General features: G+C 36.7%; 21 protein-coding genes. 14 read left to right on the forward strand and 7 right to left on the reverse strand.

The window, feature by feature from the left end:
* Positions 1–10: 10 nt before the first annotated feature.
* A complete protein-coding gene (locus tag MKY80_RS00735) occupies positions 11–925 on the reverse strand; it encodes a DMT family transporter (protein WP_089986862.1) in 915 nt (304 codons plus the stop codon).
* A gap of 18 nt (positions 926–943) precedes the next feature.
* The gene (locus tag MKY80_RS00740; RefSeq protein ID WP_089986863.1) at positions 944–1,507 is read right to left on the reverse strand and encodes a GNAT family N-acetyltransferase; all 564 of its coding nucleotides are present in this window, start codon (positions 1,505–1,507) and stop codon (positions 944–946) included.
* A gap of 145 nt (positions 1,508–1,652) precedes the next feature.
* Between MKY80_RS00740 and MKY80_RS00745 the strand changes: the two genes are divergently transcribed.
* From MKY80_RS00745 to MKY80_RS00765, 5 genes are all read left to right on the forward strand, one after another.
* Positions 1,653–2,600, forward strand: a complete 948-nt coding sequence (locus tag MKY80_RS00745) for a carbohydrate kinase (protein ID WP_089986864.1) — start codon at positions 1,653–1,655, stop codon at positions 2,598–2,600.
* Between the two features lie 20 nt (positions 2,601–2,620).
* Positions 2,621–3,052 (forward strand): dual specificity protein phosphatase family protein, encoded by a 432-nt coding sequence (locus MKY80_RS00750; RefSeq protein ID WP_089986865.1) that lies wholly within the window; start codon positions 2,621–2,623, stop codon positions 3,050–3,052.
* A 211-nt stretch (positions 3,053–3,263) separates the two neighbouring features.
* Positions 3,264–3,467 carry a PLD nuclease N-terminal domain-containing protein gene (locus MKY80_RS00755; protein ID WP_081937092.1) on the forward strand — a complete coding sequence of 68 codons (204 nt, stop codon included), beginning with the start codon at positions 3,264–3,266 and terminating at the stop codon, positions 3,465–3,467.
* A complete protein-coding gene (locus MKY80_RS00760) occupies positions 3,464–4,348 on the forward strand; it encodes an ABC transporter ATP-binding protein (protein WP_089986866.1) in 885 nt (294 codons plus the stop codon). Before MKY80_RS00755 ends, MKY80_RS00760 begins: the two co-directional genes overlap by 4 nt.
* A complete protein-coding gene (locus MKY80_RS00765; protein WP_342531488.1) occupies positions 4,345–5,127 on the forward strand; it encodes an ABC transporter permease subunit in 783 nt (260 codons plus the stop codon). The genes MKY80_RS00760 and MKY80_RS00765 overlap by 4 nt, the downstream gene beginning before the upstream one ends.
* Positions 5,128–5,385: 258 nt before the next feature.
* Here MKY80_RS00765 and MKY80_RS00770 read toward each other — a convergent pair whose 3' ends face one another.
* The 3 genes from MKY80_RS00770 to MKY80_RS00780 all read right to left on the reverse strand — a co-directional run bounded on the left by MKY80_RS00770 (position 5,386) and on the right by MKY80_RS00780 (position 7,573).
* Positions 5,386–5,823 carry a GNAT family N-acetyltransferase gene (locus MKY80_RS00770; RefSeq protein ID WP_342531490.1) on the reverse strand — a complete coding sequence of 146 codons (438 nt, stop codon included), beginning with the start codon at positions 5,821–5,823 and terminating at the stop codon, positions 5,386–5,388.
* Between the two features lie 1,048 nt (positions 5,824–6,871).
* Positions 6,872–7,243: a hypothetical protein gene (locus tag MKY80_RS00775; RefSeq protein ID WP_139150618.1), complete on the reverse strand. Its 372-nt coding sequence runs from the start codon at positions 7,241–7,243 to the stop codon at positions 6,872–6,874.
* Positions 7,244–7,342: 99 nt separating this feature from the next.
* Entirely contained in the window at positions 7,343–7,573 is a 231-nt protein-coding gene (locus MKY80_RS00780; RefSeq protein ID WP_089986871.1) for a hypothetical protein, read from the reverse strand.
* 558 nt (positions 7,574–8,131) lie between these two features.
* Here MKY80_RS00780 and MKY80_RS00785 point away from each other — a divergent pair.
* Complete coding sequence (locus tag MKY80_RS00785) at positions 8,132–8,836, forward strand: CBS domain-containing protein (RefSeq protein WP_089986872.1); 705 nt, start codon at positions 8,132–8,134, stop codon at positions 8,834–8,836.
* A gap of 19 nt (positions 8,837–8,855) precedes the next feature.
* Here the strand turns inward: MKY80_RS00785 and MKY80_RS00790 are convergent, their stop codons facing one another.
* Positions 8,856–9,575, reverse strand: coding sequence for a DUF421 domain-containing protein (locus tag MKY80_RS00790; protein WP_089986873.1), 720 nt, complete (start codon positions 9,573–9,575; stop codon positions 8,856–8,858).
* A 106-nt stretch (positions 9,576–9,681) separates the two neighbouring features.
* Between MKY80_RS00790 and MKY80_RS00795 the strand changes: the two genes are divergently transcribed.
* Positions 9,682–10,887, forward strand: coding sequence for an MFS transporter (locus tag MKY80_RS00795; RefSeq protein ID WP_342531494.1), 1,206 nt, complete (start codon positions 9,682–9,684; stop codon positions 10,885–10,887).
* Between the two features lie 204 nt (positions 10,888–11,091).
* On the opposite strand, the gene MKY80_RS00800 is transcribed toward MKY80_RS00795, so the two are convergent.
* The gene (locus MKY80_RS00800; protein ID WP_089986875.1) at positions 11,092–11,778 is read right to left on the reverse strand and encodes a histidine kinase; all 687 of its coding nucleotides are present in this window, start codon (positions 11,776–11,778) and stop codon (positions 11,092–11,094) included.
* 562 nt (positions 11,779–12,340) lie between these two features.
* On the opposite strand from MKY80_RS00800, the gene MKY80_RS00805 reads away from it, so the two are divergent.
* From MKY80_RS00805 to MKY80_RS00835, 7 genes are read left to right on the forward strand one after another with little or no spacing between them, the layout of a single operon-like run.
* The gene (locus tag MKY80_RS00805) at positions 12,341–14,752 is read left to right on the forward strand and encodes a Na+/H+ antiporter subunit A (RefSeq protein ID WP_170844169.1); all 2,412 of its coding nucleotides are present in this window, start codon (positions 12,341–12,343) and stop codon (positions 14,750–14,752) included.
* Positions 14,742–15,164, forward strand: a complete 423-nt coding sequence (locus MKY80_RS00810) for a Na(+)/H(+) antiporter subunit B (RefSeq protein WP_036122157.1) — start codon at positions 14,742–14,744, stop codon at positions 15,162–15,164. The genes MKY80_RS00805 and MKY80_RS00810 overlap by 11 nt, the downstream gene beginning before the upstream one ends.
* A gap of 3 nt (positions 15,165–15,167) precedes the next feature.
* The gene (locus MKY80_RS00815) at positions 15,168–15,506 is read left to right on the forward strand and encodes a Na(+)/H(+) antiporter subunit C (protein WP_004233143.1); all 339 of its coding nucleotides are present in this window, start codon (positions 15,168–15,170) and stop codon (positions 15,504–15,506) included.
* Positions 15,499–17,004 carry a Na+/H+ antiporter subunit D gene (locus MKY80_RS00820; protein ID WP_089986877.1) on the forward strand — a complete coding sequence of 502 codons (1,506 nt, stop codon included), beginning with the start codon at positions 15,499–15,501 and terminating at the stop codon, positions 17,002–17,004. Before MKY80_RS00815 ends, MKY80_RS00820 begins: the two co-directional genes overlap by 8 nt.
* Entirely contained in the window at positions 17,004–17,486 is a 483-nt protein-coding gene (locus MKY80_RS00825) for a Na+/H+ antiporter subunit E (RefSeq protein WP_012292439.1), read from the forward strand. Before MKY80_RS00820 ends, MKY80_RS00825 begins: the two co-directional genes overlap by 1 nt.
* Complete coding sequence (locus tag MKY80_RS00830; RefSeq protein WP_025116881.1) at positions 17,486–17,770, forward strand: Na(+)/H(+) antiporter subunit F1; 285 nt, start codon at positions 17,486–17,488, stop codon at positions 17,768–17,770. Before MKY80_RS00825 ends, MKY80_RS00830 begins: the two co-directional genes overlap by 1 nt.
* A complete protein-coding gene (locus MKY80_RS00835; protein ID WP_089986878.1) occupies positions 17,748–18,107 on the forward strand; it encodes a Na+/H+ antiporter subunit G in 360 nt (119 codons plus the stop codon). The genes MKY80_RS00830 and MKY80_RS00835 overlap by 23 nt, the downstream gene beginning before the upstream one ends.
* Positions 18,108–18,338 lie beyond the last annotated feature (231 nt).

Consider the following 18,338-nt stretch of genomic DNA (forward strand, 5'->3'; position numbering starts at 1 on the left):
TTCTATCTGTTTAAGTTTGTGCATCCAATAGGCTATCATTTTGTCGGCGTTGCGCAATAATTGTCGGCAATAACATACCGACTATCACTAAAACAATGCCCATAATTTGCAATGCAGTTAAAGGTTCATGTAGGACAATAACGGAAACGGTAACTGCAACAGGTAATTCAATAGCGCTTAAGATGGAAGCAAGTGCACCACCAATTTTGGGAATAGCAATGGAGAATAAGTATATAGGTAAAATGATACCGAATAGACCGAGGGCTAATCCATACTTCCATAAGCCTTCCATAAACAATTTTCCGTTCCAAATCACTTCTGGACTTAAGAAAATACTGATCATTATAAGGGCTACAAAGGAAACGATAAATACCCTTGAAGTGGTTGTAACCCCTTCCACTGGTCGAGAGTTAAATTGAATGAAGCAGGCAAAGGTAACGGCAGCAGCAAAGCCGAATAACCATCCTTGGAGAGGGATTCCACTTAAATCTACATTTAAAACACCTGCAGCTAAAATTGTTCCTACAAATAAGATAATAATCGAAATAACTTCAGGTCGACTTGGTAATCTTTTATGTAGAGCACAATCAATTAACAAACCTATCCATGTAAATTGGAACAGCATCACTACTGCAAGAGAGGCGGGTAAATACTTGAGAGATTCTCCATACACTATTCCAGTCGTTCCGGTAAAAATACCAGCACATAATAATATAAGGATGCCTTTTTTTGATGGCTTAGGTAATTTTCTATCTGTCAACATAAAAATAACTAAAACGAGTATAAAGCCAATAATATATTGGCTCGATACAGCCTCTGCAGATGTAAAGCCATGCTGCATCGCTACTTTGACAATAGTCGACAAAATTCCGTAGCTACTAGAGGCAATGACGATCAAAAGAGGGTAAATTAAATTTGTTTTCATGAATACAATCTTCACTTCCTAAAATTGTTTCACCATATGATGAAATGGTTCATCGATTATGGACCAAGGCTCAGTAATAACAAAGCCTAAACGTTCATAAAGACGACGAGCATCTTCTTTTTGAGTTTCTACATTTAAGGATAACTTTGTATAGCCATGCTGCTTTGTCAGTTCTTCGGCATATTGTAAAAGTAATGTACCAATTCCTTTACCGCGTGCTTCTGGTGTTACACAAACTGTATCGATATAAGCCTCATCTTCGTGGGCCTCATGATCGATGATGATTGATGGAGCATTTTTAGCCTCTAACCATTTTACAAGGTTAGCATCCATAGCAATGGCATGTGCGCCATAATAATAAACGAGAATTCCTACTATTTGCTCATCCTCCGTAGCGACATAGGTATTTAAATAAGAATGTCGATTGTCGTCACGCTGAAAAAGGGTTGTCAGTTCTTGACGAACAGCCTCGGACGATTGCTCGCCAGTTAAACGATTGGCAATCTCACCAATCGCATCAATAATTAAAGGCACAACGGCATGTGCATCTTGTGGTTGAGCTTGTCGAATTGTAATACTCATCTTGAAAATCCCTACCTTTCTATAGGCAAGTATAACAAAGTTAGTGGATGACACAAATTTTCAGGCATGCTCTCAAAAGTTAAACCTTTATAGAATGACAATTTTCGTGTTAATCTATAATGACTAGACTTTCAGGAGGACAATCATGACGAAGCAAGATAAGGATTTTATTTTAGTCTATGGAGATGCATTTATTGACTATATTGCTGATGATGTAACAAACACATCATTTACAAAATATATGGGTGGTGCAACAGTAAATGTTGCAGCAGGTATTAGCCGAATTGGCGCACCATCTGCCCTAATTACAATTACAGGGGATGATGAGGGTTCTCAGTTTGTGCGTGATGGGCTTGTAGAGGAAGGTGTCAAGCTTGACTATGCCATATTCGACCCAGCTAAACGAGTAAGTGGTGTTTATGTGCATCTGACAGAAGCCTGTGAACGAATTTTTAAAGATTATGTGGATGAAACACCTGATTTACAAGTGGAGCCACTACAGTTAAATGAAGCAGCATTTAAACATGCCTCTGCTTTAACGGTATGTTCAGGGACCATGTTCCATCCGACAGCTCTAGCTACAACTCAAGCTGCCGTAGAAATGGCGAAGGACAAAGGTGCGATCATTGCGATGGATGCAAATATTCGTCCATTACGCTGGAGTAGTGAAGAAATTTGTCGAGAAACGATTACGTCCTTTTTTGAGGATGTAGATATTTTAAAGGTAACAGATGATGAGTTATTCTTCCTGACGGAAACGACTAGTTTAGAAGAAGGAATTGAACAACTAAGTAGCTATTTAGTGCCTATTATTTTAGTAACAGTAGGAGAAAATGGCACTTATGCTGTGTTGAATGGAGAGGTCATCCATGTACCAACTGAAAAGGTAATACCTGTAGATACTACTGGTGCAGGGGATGCATTTATGGCAGGGGTATTACGCGATGTTCATTACAATGGCTTGCCTACAACAAAAGAAGAGCTTGTTCGCTGTACAAGCTTTGGCAATAAATTAGGAGCATTTGCAGCAACAAAAGCAGGAGCTTTAACGGCTTTACCATATTACGAGGATATTAAGCATTTACTGAAATAATCCTATGGAGTGTGACCAATATGGAAAAAAACTATGATGTTTTAGTTAAGGATCAAATATTCTTTGGCGGCGCAAAAGATGCGGAGGCGGCTTTTGAGCAAGAAGCTGTAGATGTTGTAATAGATGTTCGTGTGCAGGGACTTACTTCAGAAGAGCAAGAGGCTGTTTCTTATTCGTATAAGCATATGCCAATTGCAGATGAAGATATTGCGGTAGCATCATCTATTCAGCATGTAGCTAAGGAAATTGCTTCGTCCTATGAGGTAGGACAGAAGGTATATGTTCACTGTGGGAGTGGCGGTGGTCGTGCTGGTGTAGCAGCTACTGCGGTGTTAATAGAGCTAGGGCTGGCTCATTCTCTAGAGGAAGCGGAGGCAGCGGTAAAAAAGGCCCGTCCACAAGTAACGATTCGACCTAAAATGGAAGACGCTCTACAACAACTTTATAAATAAAGGAAAAGATGTGCTGATAAAGGTACATCTTTTTTTGTTTTTATAAATGAAGCAGGGCGTATAGAAGATGAAACAGGGGACTATCTAAAACATGACATCTTATCCTATGGAAATGGCACAGAATATTTGGAAGAAAAAACAAAATTTTGTTCTATACATGTTAGAACAAAATTGTTATAGTTAATGTATAACAACTAATGGGGTGATCTGTATGATGGAGGAATTAGCAAAAGTTCCATGGGCAGTGATAGCACCGCTCATCGTCGTTCAATTAATATTAATGATCGTAGCACTTATTGATTTGCGTAAAACACATGCAACGAATGGGCCAAAAATTTTATGGGTATTTATTATTTTATTTACAAATATAATAGGGTCAATTGCGTACTTTATAGTTGGGAGAAAGCAGTCATGACAACATTACTTCAAGTAACTGGTTTGACCAAACGATTTGCAGAGCACAATGTTGTAGATAATGTTCAATTTATTCTAGAGGAAAAGACTTCAACGGCGTTAATAGGGCCAAATGGCGCGGGTAAGACAACAACATTGTCCATGTTAACAGGGCTCTTAACGCCGACTGCCGGAAGTGTAGAAATGCTAAAAGGGGATTTACGTGAAAATATAGGGTTTTTACCCCAATATCCACAGTTCCATCCTTGGCTAAGCGCGTTAGAATTTACTGAGATGGCTGCGCGGCTAAATGGTGTATCAGCAAAAAATGCTAAATTAGAAGCGCAAAAAACATTAGAGTTTGTAGGGTTAGGAAATGTTCAACATAAAAAAATAGCTACTTTTTCTGGTGGGATGAGGCAACGCCTTGGTATTTCCCAGGCAATTGTGCATAAGCCAAAATTACTGTTATTAGACGAACCTGTTTCAGCACTAGACCCTGTTGGCCGTAGAGAGGTTCTTGATTTATTAAAAGGTTTACAACAAGAGACAACCATTTTATATTCAACTCATATTTTAAACGATGCGGAAGAAATGACGGATCAGCTATTATTCTTACAAAATGGAAAACTAGTAGAGCAAGGAACATTACGAGAGGTACGCCAACGTTTTGATGAGCAAAATTATATAGTTGAGTTTTCTAGTGAGGAAGAGGCAAAGCTTTTTGCAAGCTCGACAGATCATGTAGTAGGCTGTTATGTATATATCGAGATATTGAATGAGGAGCCAACGATGAAGGAGCTGCTTCATCGTTTAAGTAATTGTCCTTATACAATAAGAAAAGTAGAACGACAAACAGCATCGTTGGAGGAAATTTTCATGAAGGTGGCGAAAAAAGCATGAGAGGATTCAATGTACTTCTACAAAAGGAATTTAGAGAGGCGTGGCGAAGTTGGAAATCTTTGTGGATACCTCTTGTGTTTGCCCTGCTCGGAATGAATGATCCCCTGATAAATTATTATATAATGGATATTTTAAATGCTGTTGGAAATGTGCCAGAAGGCTTTGAAATGTTGATGCCTGAATTAATGCCCGTTGACCTATTACAGGCTTCTATAGGGCAGTTTCAAACGATAGGGTTATTGGTGATAATGGCTTCTTTTGTGGGTATTATAAGTAAAGAACGTGCGAGTGGTACGGCTACCTTATTATATGTAAGACCTATATCTTTTGGAGCCTACTTTATGAGTAAATTTATTGTAATGAGTGCAGTTTGTTTTGTGAGTATTTTAGCAGGCTTTGCAGCAAGCGTGTATTACACTAGTATTCTATACGGAACTTTAGAAATTGGACCACTGCTTGCCAGCTTTTGTACGTATTATGTTTGGCTAATATTTGTAATTGCTGTGACATTAATGATGAGTGCTAGTTTTAAAACAATTATAGCTACTACATGTGCCTTTACGGTTATCTTTATTGGGCAAATAGTCGATATGGTAGTAGGACTATTCTGGACTATATCCCCTTGGAAGCTAGCAAGCTATGGACCTTTACTAGTTCGTGGAACAATGGAGATGTCTGATTACTGGTGGAGTTTAATTATGACAATAGGACTTATAATTCTTTGTATTTGCATTGGAATTACAATGATGAAAAGAAATGCGGCTATGACGAAAATTTAAAAATATAGGACGGAAAATCTGATACGTTTAGACTTTTCCGTCCTTTTGTGTTAGAGTATTCCACCATTGATAAGCAGGATAAGCCCAACAAAGAGCATGATCCACGAAAGGGCTGGTTGTTTTTAAATAAAGTTTAATCAAATGATACTAATAACGTTGATAAAGATCATAGAAAAGAGCGTATTTTGAAAAATGATTGATCAAATTTACTTTAAAAAGACTATTAGTCATTGTGGTAAATTCAAGTGCTTACAAGGATTACTTAGCTAATTGTTCTCCCCAAGATGATAATTCAGTCTCAATAAATCCTGCTCTTTTATAGGCAAATTTTGCTGTAAGATTTTTAGGATCATATCCAATCATGATAAAAGGAATGTTTGCATGATTACTATTCCTTATCTCTTCTATAACCAGATATATAGCTTGTTTGCCTATACCTTTACCTTGAAATTCTTCGTCAATCATTAGTCTATAAATCCAATAATTATTGTCATCAGGGTCTATTCCAAACATAGTAAATCCTATCATTTTATTATTAAGATAAATACCTTTTGCAAAGAAATTATCTAGAAACTGAACTTCTGCGATAGAATAAAGGTTGGATGCAATAAATCCTTGTTGTTCCTCTTTAACAGATAATCTAATTGCTTCTTCCCAATTACTTTTGTCAATAGGCTTTAAACAAATTTCCTTCAATTTGGTACTCTCCCTTTGAAGGGGAAACACGTAGTTTATGGGCTATTGAAACGCTATCCCCTTGTTTTTATGCCCAATCAAGTATAAATAATTTCTCATCGACAACGCCTCCTTAAAAGTACAAAACTGCCAATTCATCCGATCGAAAAATCTCTCTTACTCATAATTCAGATACGCTATATGGGGGAAGCCTCACACCCCTTACCAGCCTCCACTCTAACTTAATAAATTTTTGATTATTACATTACTCCGATTATGAGCTGAAGATCTAAGCGTAAAATTGATGGAATGATTTACGATGCTAACAACTGTTATGTGAGCAAAAAGACGCTCTCTAAGCAGCTATAGGCATTATAAAAAATTCCCTTTATTGGAAAATTAAGTGCGTGAAAAGAACCAAGCACAACGACAGTAGGGACAACAGATTGTCCCTACTGTCTTTAGATCTTTGAACCTATTTTTTCTTCTTTTCTGTTGGTTTTATAATTGCGACTCGTCAGCAAGAAGAAGTAGTAACCGAAGAAAAGAAAGCCTATTTTGCACAAGAGTGTGAGCAAATCGTAGCCAAGTTACGCGAACTTTAATTCAAATGAGGAATGGTAAAAACCATACCTCTAGTTTGCTATACTTATTTTTTGCCTTTTAATTATTTTTTTCGGATTTCTTTTTCTCCAAATAAAATAAAAAGAAGAAACCTACAAAGCTAATTAGTAACAATATTAATGATGTAGTTGACTTATAATTAATTATTATTGCTATTAATATGACTAAACACATTACTAAATAATAATAAGGTAGTTTAAAAATTTTCATTTTAATATCAACCTCCTTTTACCTTACCATATCAATTTCATGTTCTTTACTACTAAAATTTAAAAATTTATTTAAAAAAACAGGTATCTAACAAAAAATCTCTCTGTACTGTTAATTTTTATGTAACTGATTGACACACGAAATATATGATTAGAAGAGCTAAAGACTAAGAGACTGTCTTTAAGGCAGTCTCTTAGTCTTTAAACGTTTTTGCAGTGATGCTTTATAATAGACTTTAATCGAAAAGATCATCTATTACAGGTTTACATGCACCAACTGTAGCAGTAACACCAAAAATTTCTTTTAATAAATCATTTACTTCTGAAGCAAGTTTCTCTTTGTCTACAACATCCTTAATAGCTTTAGATAACGAATTTTTAACAGAGTTTAGTAAAGCTCGGTGATATTTATAATTTGTATAAGTCATGTCTACAGTTCTAGTTATTCCACCTAATGCATTAAAAATAGTCTTTAGTTTTGTAACTTTCGAGAAAGGCAAGGCTGCCAATCCAGCCGTTCCAATGCAAGTTGCAACTTCACCCACCGAAGCTCTGGCAAGCACAAGTGATGTTTCTGACGAACTAGTATTGTCTATTAATAAAGACATTTCTTTTTGAATAGAAGGAAATATGAAATTATCATATTCATCAACTAAAATTTCAACACCAGATTCTGCAGATAACCATTCAGCAGATTTTTTAGCTCCTTATATTTCTATATCGTAAGGGAGCTTTTCAAGAGCCAAAAAGAAATTATAAACTTCATTATGTATACTCATTTCATTTGAAAATAGTGTGGTTTCATTTGTTAAATTACTATTACTAGTATCTTGTGCATTTGCAGTACTTGGATTTACAGCTAAAACAGACGTTCCTAATAAAAATGTAGAACAACAAGCTATCAACATAGGATTCTTAAAATACTTAATCACATTCAAAACAAATACCTCCTAATACTTGGGTTTGTTACCACATAAATGGATAACTCATATAAATAATAACAATAAAAAGTAAATTTTCTATATTCTTCAATCCCTTTGATAATAGTAATCGCTTTTTCTCGATTTTCTTCGTCATTCAAATTTACATACTTGAATACATCATCAAAGTCAAAGACAGTTTCTATGAGTGCACTTAATTCTTTTCCTTTGCTCCACTACAAGAAAAGTAACATGTTGATTTAAGCTTGCCTCCCACTCCCATGTATTATTAAGAAGCGCTTGAATTTCCTTATTTCCTTTAATTTGAATCCTAATGTTTAAATTTAATTCATTCTCACTGTAAATCCTATGTCCATCATTTGTCTTACTTGCTGGGTAAAATAGTCCAATTCCTCATAATAACGTAACTTTCAAGGGAGAATGTAAAAATAAATGACAGCAAAAATTACATTCTTGGAATATCCATTACTTAGGAATATAATGGTGGTGTAACTCGAAATTTGTCAAATAACTCGGAAAATACATAAAGTTACTAGAGAAAGAGGGTACGTAAAGGTGGAGACTGAAAATTCCGATCGTTTCCTGACAGCATTTAATCGAATAGACCATAGATTACGAGATATTGTAGGCATTAAGGATTTTACGCCCTTTTATCGGCTCGTTGATCAAGCGAAGAAAAAAGAGGTATTGGTGAAAAAATACGAAGATGATTTACGGTCATACGCCGATCTGCGAAATGCAATTGTCCATCATCGTACTTCTATTAACTATGTAATTGCTGAACCACATACCGATGTAGTCGAAAGAATTGAATACATAGATGCTACGCTCGCTAAGCCTATGCTTGTCGGTCAAATGTTCCGAAAGAGAGTACTTGTTTTTCAAGAGAATGATTCCCTCAAGCATGTGTTAAAGGTTATTCACCAGCGAAAATATACGCAGTTCCCCGTCTATTTTAATAAACAATTTAGAGGGCTAATTACAACTGTAGGAATCACCAATTGGCTTGCCTCTAAAATGGGTGGCGACCATTTACCTAAAGGAATTCCTACGTTGCATGATATTTTAATGCATGAGAAAAATAGGGTGAATTACAAGTTTGTGAGCAGATACATAACGATATATGAAGCAGAAGAAATTTTTAAACAGGGAGTGGAAAGAGGTAGGCGTTTTGAGGCATTACTAATAACAGAACATGGCAAACCACACCAAAAATTAATAGGAATCATTACACCGTTAGATATTGTAAAAATTGATTAAAAAAAAACGAGACAAGCATTTACGGGCTTGAATGTCTCGCTTTATCTTTTAGGCTAATGTATAAGGACCCATTTGTTTGAACCTGTGCAAAAAAGACATCTTCAACGGAATGCACATTTTGTTTTTTAAGCTTCTTCATTACCCAGTCCTCTGTTAATTCGAGCTCAACAATATTTTCTTTGATAAGTTGCCCATCTGACACAACCTCTGTAGGCAAATAAGTAGGTGGGGAAACATCAGCTTTAACATCCTGCTTTGTGGCAACTTGCTCGGAGGTTTTTTGCAGGACACTTAGTTTTCCGTTTGTTTCAAGTAACGCATATTGAATATCCTGTACAGAAAAGATGGCTTGCTCACGCAGCATCATTGTCAGCTCGTCCATATGCAAACGATTTTTTCTTAAGGCAGATTCTAAAATAAGACCATTTTGTACGACAATCGTAGGTTTGTCATCAATAAGTACGCGAGCTTTTTTTGATTTAATCGTAATAATCGTCATTAAGTAGGTTAAGGCACTCCACCAGACAAGGGATATTACGCCATCTAAAAAGGGTGTTTCCTCCTGTGAGGCGATTTCTGAAGCAATTGATCCAAATGTAATACCAGTAATATAATGGAAAAATGTTAGTTGGCCCAATTGTTTCTTTCCAAGAATACGTGCCAAAATAAGTAAGATGAAGAATGAAAGTGTTGTTCGAAGAATCATTTCCCAAAAGTTAGCATGAATAAAGCTTTCCATGCATACATCAACTCCTTTTACAGCTGTCGAAACATAGCTTGTGCAAAATGGTTAATAGTATGCGACAATCGTCAATAACAAAAACTAAATAGAGTGAGGTGGCAGCATGAATAATCAAATAAACGTCGCAAATCCAATCTACCCCATTATGATTTTAATAGGTGTTGCTCATCTTATCAATGATACGATGCAAGCTGTTATTCCAGCTATGTTTCCAATCTTCAAAAGTGAGCTAGGATTGACCTTCACACAAATTGGTCTCATATCATTTGTCTTAAATATAGTTGCGTCTGCATTACAGCCTATTGTTGGGTTTGTCAGTGATAAAAAGCCAATGCCCTATGCATTACCAATAGGTATGATAAGTTCTTTTATTGCTATAACAATTATTGCTTTTACTACTCAATATTGGATTATTCTTATTGCGGTATTATTTTTAGGCTTCGGTTCAGCAATATTTCACCCTGAGGGTTCTAGAGTATCCTTTATGGCAGCAGGCTCTAAAAGAGGGCTTGCTCAATCGATTTATCAAGTTGGGGGGAATTCAGGACAAGCGCTTGCCCCATTAATTAGTGCCTATATTTTTGATATTTTCGGCCAGCGTGGTGCAGCAATTGTTTTAGTAGCGGCAACTTTTGGTATTATTCTTTTAACTAAGATTGCAAAATGGTATAAAAAGCAATTAGAGCAGGAGCGCACAGCGAAGAAAAAACGTGTGTTGATTTCGACATTGCCACCATTAACAAAGAAGCAGGTAGGCGTAGCTTTAACCTTACTATTTACCATCATTTTTGCACGATCATTTTATACAACCAATATAACTAGCTTTTATGTATTTTATTTAATGGATCATTATGATGTGAATCTCCGTCTAGGACAAATCCTTATTTTCCTATTCATGGCGTTTGGGGTAGTGGGAACATTTTTCGGAGGCTCTCTGTCAGACCGAATTGGAAGAAAAAATGTTATTATTCTTTCCGTTGTAGTACCAATGCCATTTTGCCTAGCATTGCCTTATGTACCGCTATGGGCGGCTATGATATTTTTAGTGATCATTGGTACATTGATTATGATTAGCTTCTCTGTAACCGTGGTATACGCGCAAGAGCTAGTTCCTTCTAAAATTGGTACAATGGCCGGCTTAACAACTGGCTTTGCTTTTGGTATGGGGGCCATTGGAGCAATGGTTATTGGTGTTTTAATTGACCATAAAGGTATTGATTTTACAATGATGGTCGTTTCTTTATTGCCGTTATTATTGCTAATTGCCTTTTTCCTACCGAAGGATAAACCCTCAACTTCGGCGGCTTAGAAAAAACGCATCAGGACTGTAGGCAAACTCGGAATGGGTTTGCCTACATTTTTTTTACAATGAAATAAAGTTTTCAATTACGGTCGGAGTGCAGTTGCTATCAGTCCAGAGAGTTAAAATGAAGTGACAAAAGCCATCGAGAGGTACTTCCCGATGACTTTTATCTACAGCCTGAACGCTCCTTTAAAAAAGAGAGCGCGTTTTTTATTGTCTTAATGGGGATAAAAATTCTGCAGGAAGCTTTTCTTGATCGATCACATAGCCCTCTGAAATATGAACCTCATGCATCTTATCGTTGTAAGTAAATTTAAAGACACCGTTGTCAAAATCCGTGCCGATTTCCTTGAAGAAGATACCTTCGATGGATACATATTTCGGACATGTAAATGCTACTTTAAAGTTCTCCTGTTCTTTAATTAAGTAAGCACGAACACCTTTTTCGTATGTCTCGTTAGCATCATCATCAGTAGGACGTTGAACAGCTACAATATGAAAATCTACAAAAGGAACTTCTTTTAACAGTACGTTAAGGAACGAACCTTTAGTAATCTCCTCCCAGCGACTTTGTGCGCTTTGTCCTACAATAATTTGTGAAATGCCATAGTTTTTCGCCACTTCTGCAATGACTTTCTGAATGGGGCGTTTTTCATTATCTTGCAAAATGAATTTCTCGACCTCAAGTTCGTCTGATAACTTTTTCCATTGCTCAATATAACTAGATTTTTCAGCGTCAAATGCATCAAGGGGTTGCGAATCAACTGAAAGAATATAGAGTGGGCAATCTAGCATTGTTGCCATTTTGTGCCCTCTACGTATCAAACGTTCACCATTTAAGCCATAGTAAACACAAACTAATATACTTTCGTCTAAACGCCCTTTTACATGCCTCATAAAAATGTACACCTCTTATCTGTTGGTATTTTGTTAATTTCACTGTTGATTTCGAAAAATTATCCTAAAACAGCTAAAATCGATGCTGTTACAGTGCATTATGCTCATTTATATTGTATACTTAAAAATGTATAAAAGTTAACGAAATATATTGGAAAACCCTTGAAGCAATAAGCTTATATCAATGATTTAAAGTTATTTAATTTATGCATTGCGTGCATCTAAGCTTAATTGATTTCATATGCCACACTATTATGCAGTGTGTTAAATAGATAGTCAAGTGTCTTTATAATGCTGATATAATTGAGTTGTAACTGTATAAATTATCTGATTTTCCACAAGTTATTTAGGCTTGCATCGGGTTAGAGGTGACTAAATAACTAAACATACCATTTTCAATGAATGACAAGACACTTTAACACCCCATCACTTTCCATTTGCAAAATTTCAAGAATATATCTGATATGTTACTTAGCTTAAACAAATTGCTATAGTTTTAGCACTTACCATTCCAATCACCACAAAAATTTGCTTGATGATTTTGATAGTAGGAGGTTTTCATTTGGTTACAGTTCTTATCGCGATACTTTTGCCATTTGTCTGTGCTGCACTTATCCCATTGCTGTATAGGCGACTAAGGCGTGTAACACATCTTGGCTGGTTTGTTTTTTCTGTTCCATTCATCTTGTTTCTTTTACTTGCGCGCTATATTCCTCAAATTGCCGGAGGTAAAACATTTATCCATACATATGAGTGGATTCCCTCTTTTAATATAAATATTACAACTTACCTAGATGGGCTCAGTATGATTTTTGGCTTACTGATTACAGGTGTAGGTAGTTTAGTCATTTTATATTCTATTTTTTATTTGTCAACGAAAGAATCTCTTCACCATTTTTACTGCTATTTATTACTATTCATGGGCGCTATGCTTGGCGTTGTCTTTTCAGATAACCTAATGGTATTATACACATTTTGGGAATTAACGAGTGTGTCATCATTCCTATTAATTGCATTTTGGCATCATAGAAAGGCATCACGTGCAGGTGCTAAAAAAGCAATGATGATTACAGTCTTTGGCGGTCTCTCTATGTTAGCTGGTTTCCTGATGCTATATGTAGCTGCTGATACATTTAGTATTCGTGAAATTGTAGCTCATGTAGAGGTTATCCGTGATCATGCCCTATTTACTCCAGCATTAATCTTAATTTTACTAGGGGCTTTTACAAAATCTGCACAATTTCCATTTCATATTTGGCTACCGGACGCCATGGAAGCACCAACACCTGTTAGTGCATACTTACACTCAGCCACAATGGTAAAGGCAGGGATTTATTTAGTTGCCCGCTTTTCACCAGTTTTTGGCGGAGAAGCGATTTGGTTCTGGCTCGTAAGTGTTATTGGTCTTGTTACACTTTTCTGGGGATCATTTAATGCAGTTCGCCAAACGGATTTAAAGGCGCTTTTAGCCTTTTCAACGATAAGTCAGCTAGGCTTAATTATGAGTCTATTTGGTCTAGGGTCTGTGGGTCATTACTATGGCTACACTAAAGACTCTATTATATATACACAAGCAAGTTTTGCTGCTCTTTTTCATCTCATCAACCACTCCACATTTAAAGGAGCCTTATTCATGATGGTTGGGATTGTCGACCATGAAGTGGGAACTCGGGATATTCGCCGTTTAGGTGGCTTAATGTCCTTAATGCCTATTACATTTACAATCGCAGTCATTGGTAGCTTTTCTATGGCAGGATTACCACCATTTAATGGTTTCTTGAGTAAAGAAATGTTTTTTGCAGCGGTCTTGGCTATTCGGGATGTAGAGGCCTTTTCCATTGCTGATGTAGGGTTATTTTTCCCATTAGTAGCATGGGTAGCCAGTATCTTTACCTTTGTCTACAGTTTAATTTTAATTAGTCGAACATTTTTGGGTAAACTACAGCCTGAGAAAATAGATAGAAAACCACATGAAGCTCCATTGGGCATGCTAATATCACCCATTATTTTATGTCTGTTAGTAGTCGGTATCTTTTTCTTCCCGAACGTGTTAGGTCATTATATTTTAGAGCCAGCCATGGCAAGTATTTATCCTACATTCCCAACAGCCAATGAATTAACACCACATATTTCTGCTTGGCATGGAATTAATGCGGAATTGTTCATGACGTTAGGAGTCATTGTACTCGGGATCATCTTATTCAAAACATTGAAAAGCTGGAAGCCGATGTATCGCATTTTTTCACAAAAATATACGTTTAATAATTACTATAATCGAATGATAGAAATAAGTGAAAGTGGTTCAGAGAAGCTTACTCGCAAATATATGACAGGTAATTTAACCCATTATTTTGTCTATATATATGTATTTTTCGTGGCACTAATCGCTGGTTATTTTATTTATTCAGACGCAATGACCTTTAATTTTGATATGGACTCCACGATTGAGTCATACGAATTAATTCTTGTATTTGTTATGGTATTCGCTGCAGTTTGGATGATTTTTGCAAAGGGTCGCGTTACAGCCATGCTATTAAATGGCGTATTAGGCTATTCAATTGCCTTCTTCTTTGTCATTTTCCGCGCACCAGATTTAGCGTTAACACAATTAGTTGTAGAGTCAGTAACAACTGCATTATTCCTTTTATGCTTTAAGTATTTACCAGACTTAATGCCTGAGGCACCTCGCAAAAGGGTGCAATGGTCTAAAGCGATGATCTCTATTTTTGTCGGTGCAACAGTCACAATGGTTGGTCTAGCTGTAGTGCACTACGAGCAATTTGAGCCAGTATCCACTTATTTTAATGATGCCTATGAGCTAGCGGGTGGTTCCAACATAGTTAATACAATTCTAGGGGATTTTCGTGCCTTTGATACAATGCTTGAGGTTGTAGTGCTTCTGATTGCTGGCTTAGGGGTTTATACACTAACAAAGCTTAAGCCTCGGAAGGAGGAAGCAGATCATGAAAATTAATGATGTGATATTACGGACAGTCACTAAGGCAGTCGTCTTCATTATTTTAACACTTGGCGTGTATTTGTTCTTTGCGGGACACCACGCTCCAGGTGGTGGCTTTATTGGTGGCCTCGTGTTAGCTTCTGGCATTGTATTATTGTATCTTGCTTACGATATAGAGACTGTGCATAAGGGAATGCCGTTTGACTTTAAAAAGGTTGCGGCTCTTGGTGTATTGCTGGCAACAGGTACGGCAATTGGTTCTTTGTTTTTCGATGTACCATTTTTAACACAGGCTTATACGTATATAAATGTCCCGATTTTCGGGAAAATGGGTTTTTCAACCGTAACCATTTTTGAAGCAGGAGTAGCTTTGACGGTGGTGGGTGTTGTCGTGACAATTATTTTAAGCATAAGTGAGGATGAGTAGCCGATGGAATCTTTAATACTTGTTTTAGTAGGTATATTAGTAGCTGTTGCGACGTACTTAATCCTCTCTAAACAGTTATTACGTGTTATTTTAGGCACTGCTGTTTTATCACATGCTGCCCACTTACTAATTCTAACAATGGGAGGTCTTAAAAAAGGGGATGTACCATTATTAGGCGAATCAGAGGGTCCTTATACAGATGCATTGCCGCAAGCCCTAATTCTAACAGCTATTGTTATTAGTTTTGCTGTGACTGCGTTTGTTCTCGTTTTAGGCTATCGAGCGTACAAAACAAATGGTTCAGGGAATTTTGATGAATTGAGGGGTACGCCGGATGAGTAATATGATTGTTTTACCATTAATAGTACCGGTAATTACAGCTATTTTACTGGTGTTTTTAAAAGAGCATGTCTTTTTACAACGGATTATTAGTTTACTGACATTAAGCTTTATCGTTATTATTAGCGTGATTTTATTAGTAGAAATTCAAGAACAAGGGATATTGCGCATTGACTTTAGTGGTTGGGCACCTCCTTTTGGTATCTCATTTGTGGCAGATTCCTTCGCAACGCTACTCGTGTTAATAGCAAATATTGTAGCAGTTATTTGTATGCTCTATGCAATATTCACAATGGAGTTAAGGTATGAAAAAATGTATTTTTATCCATTTACCTTACTAATGGTAGCTGGTGTTAATGGTTCATTTTTGACAGGAGATATCTTTAACTTATTTGTATGTTTTGAGGTGATGTTGCTGGCTTCATATGCACTTATTAGTATAGGTGGGGAAAAGGTTCAACTCCGTGAAGCATTAAAATATGTGCTGATTAATATTGTAGCGTCTTGGATTTTCTTGGTGGCATTGGCTTTTCTTTATGGAACAGTCGGTACATTAAATATGGCCCATATTTCTATGCGTGTGATGGAAGCCGGTGCTAATCCACTTATTACAACAGTGGCACTCATTTTCTTAATTGTCTTTAGCTTAAAGGCGGGACTGCTATTATTCTTCTGGCTGCCTGGCTCTTATAGTGTACCTCCCACTGCCATTGCCGCTTTATTCGCAGCACTATTAACAAAGGTTGGGATTTATGCACTCGTAAGAACCTTTACATTGCTTTTCCCAAATAATACCGAAGTCACGCATATGGCACTTGGCATTATGGCGGGTATTACAATTATAGCTGGCTGTATCGGTGCTCTTTCAGGGCGTGATGTTAGAACAATCGCTTCTTATAATGTATTGATTGGTGTTGGGTTTATAGTAGCTGGTCTAGCGATTGGTACTGAGTCTGCCTTACAGGGCGTTGTCTATTATTTAATGCATGATATGGTGGCAAAGGCTATGTTATTTTTAGCTGTCGGCATGATGATTTATGTAACTGGAGAAACAGTCATAGATAAAATGAGTGGGCTTATTCGCAACTATCCGTTCTTTGGATGGCTATTCTTTGTAGCCATGTGTTCATTAGCGGGTATCCCGCCATTGAGTGGCTTTTTAGGGAAGGTTTTAATTGGACAAGGTGCGATAGAGGGCGGCAATTTTGTTCTATTAGGTCTAGGGTTTTTCTCTAGTTTAATTGTTTTGTATTCATTACTGCGGATATTTCTCTCCTCCTTTTTTGGAGAGACCATTATTAGTTTAGAGGATGAAAAGCCTTTACCCAAACGTGTAATACTGCCGTTAACTTTATTGGCTGCTTGTACAATTAGTTTAGGAATAGGAGCGGAGAAATTAGCTCCCTTTGTCACCGATGCAGCAGAAACGTTATATACACCATCTATCTATATAGACGCTGTTCTAGATGGTGAACAATGGCAAGGTGAGGTGAATAAATAATGGCGATGCAGTTTATTTTGAATTTATTTATCGCAGCACTTTGGTTACTTTTGCAAGATGAAGTGACTCCACAATTTTCAACGTTTTTAATGGGGTTTATCGTAGGAATGGGCATATTATATGCGATGCACCGGTTTTATGGGACCCAATTTTACTTGCGACGAGTCTTTTCGATTATCAAGCTATTATGGCTATTTAATTGGGAGCTATTTTTATCAAGCTATAGCGTATTAAAGCAAATTACTACACCAAAGCTAAACATTACGCCAGGTATTTTTACGTATAAAACCGCACTCAAGGGTGATTGGGAAATTACGGCGCTAGCATTATTGCTAACATTAACACCTGGCTCTGTCGTCATGGAAGTTTCTGAAGAGGGCGATGTCTTTTATATTCATGCGATGGACATTGAGCAGTCTAAGGATGCTGTTATTCGCTCTATTGGGAAGTTTGAACAAGCAATAATGGAGGTGACGCGTTAATGATAGAGAATATTTTACTTCTGGCTCTCGCCTTCTTTAGTATTTCCATCGCGCTGTCGTTGTATCGGGTTATCCGAGGCCCATCTATGCCTGACCGAGCCATTGCTCTCGATACAATTGGTGTAAATCTTTTATCCGCTATTGCGATTGTTTCGATTATATTAAAAACAAAGGCTTACTTAGAAGCCATTCTTATATTAGGTATTTTAGCGTTTATTGGGACCATTGCTTTTACAAAATATATTGAAAGAGGTGTGATTGTTGAACGTAAATCAAATGATTGAATGGGCGGCAGTCATCCTCATTCTAATCGGGTCGATTGTGAGTGTTATTAGCGCATTTGGCATGATTCGTTTACCAGATGTTTATACGCGATCACATGCTGCTACGAAAAGCTCCACGTTATCCGTGTTAACTTGCTTATTAGGTGCATTTATATACTTTTGGGTGCACGATGGTTATGTTAGTGTCCGATTAATTTTAGGTATTCTATTCGTCTTTGTTACAGCTCCAGTTGCTGGACATTTAATCTGTCGAGCGGCTTATCGTTCTCATGTTCCATTAGCGGAAGGCTCTGGCGAGGACCAATTAAAAGATAAATTATTTACAGAAGACAAATAAGCAAGAGACCTCCAAATGGGGGTCTTTTTTATTTCCGCGGAAATTTTGTTAAAGAATGAAGGGATAATTATTAAGCTTTCGGATAATAGTAAAGAAAGTGAACTTGAAAATAATAAATTGACTTATCTGAAAATTTAGCATATAATAATTCGTTAAAAATTTTCTAGTTTATCTTGATTATTATTTCAAAAGAGTATATCTTAATTAGCAGATAGTTTTTTTATTCTCAAA

It is taken from the genome of Lysinibacillus sp. FSL R5-0849 (assembly GCF_038595075.1).
Classification (GTDB): domain Bacteria; phylum Bacillota; class Bacilli; order Bacillales_A; family Planococcaceae; genus Lysinibacillus; species Lysinibacillus fusiformis.

Coding starts and splice junctions, on each gene's coding strand:
- MKY80_RS00750 (WP_089986865.1), top strand. CDS start 2,621: ATGGAAAAAAACTATGATGTTTTAGTTAAGGATCAAATATTCTTTGGC.
- MKY80_RS00795 (WP_342531494.1), top strand. CDS start 9,682: ATGAATAATCAAATAAACGTCGCAAATCCAATCTACCCCATTATGATT.
- MKY80_RS00800 (WP_089986875.1), bottom strand. CDS start 11,778: ATGAGGCATGTAAAAGGGCGTTTAGACGAAAGTATATTAGTTTGTGTT.
- MKY80_RS00815 (WP_004233143.1), top strand. CDS start 15,168: ATGGAATCTTTAATACTTGTTTTAGTAGGTATATTAGTAGCTGTTGCG.
- MKY80_RS00775 (WP_139150618.1), bottom strand. CDS start 7,243: ATGTCTTTATTAATAGACAATACTAGTTCGTCAGAAACATCACTTGTG.
- MKY80_RS00820 (WP_089986877.1), top strand. CDS start 15,499: ATGAGTAATATGATTGTTTTACCATTAATAGTACCGGTAATTACAGCT.
- MKY80_RS00810 (WP_036122157.1), top strand. CDS start 14,742: ATGAAAATTAATGATGTGATATTACGGACAGTCACTAAGGCAGTCGTC.
- MKY80_RS00735 (WP_089986862.1), bottom strand. CDS start 925: ATGAAAACAAATTTAATTTACCCTCTTTTGATCGTCATTGCCTCTAGT.
- MKY80_RS00740 (WP_089986863.1), bottom strand. CDS start 1,507: ATGAGTATTACAATTCGACAAGCTCAACCACAAGATGCACATGCCGTT.
- MKY80_RS00765 (WP_342531488.1), top strand. CDS start 4,345: ATGAGAGGATTCAATGTACTTCTACAAAAGGAATTTAGAGAGGCGTGG.
- MKY80_RS00755 (WP_081937092.1), top strand. CDS start 3,264: ATGATGGAGGAATTAGCAAAAGTTCCATGGGCAGTGATAGCACCGCTC.
- MKY80_RS00760 (WP_089986866.1), top strand. CDS start 3,464: ATGACAACATTACTTCAAGTAACTGGTTTGACCAAACGATTTGCAGAG.
- MKY80_RS00790 (WP_089986873.1), bottom strand. CDS start 9,575: ATGGAAAGCTTTATTCATGCTAACTTTTGGGAAATGATTCTTCGAACA.
- MKY80_RS00830 (WP_025116881.1), top strand. CDS start 17,486: ATGATAGAGAATATTTTACTTCTGGCTCTCGCCTTCTTTAGTATTTCC.
- MKY80_RS00745 (WP_089986864.1), top strand. CDS start 1,653: ATGACGAAGCAAGATAAGGATTTTATTTTAGTCTATGGAGATGCATTT.
- MKY80_RS00825 (WP_012292439.1), top strand. CDS start 17,004: ATGGCGATGCAGTTTATTTTGAATTTATTTATCGCAGCACTTTGGTTA.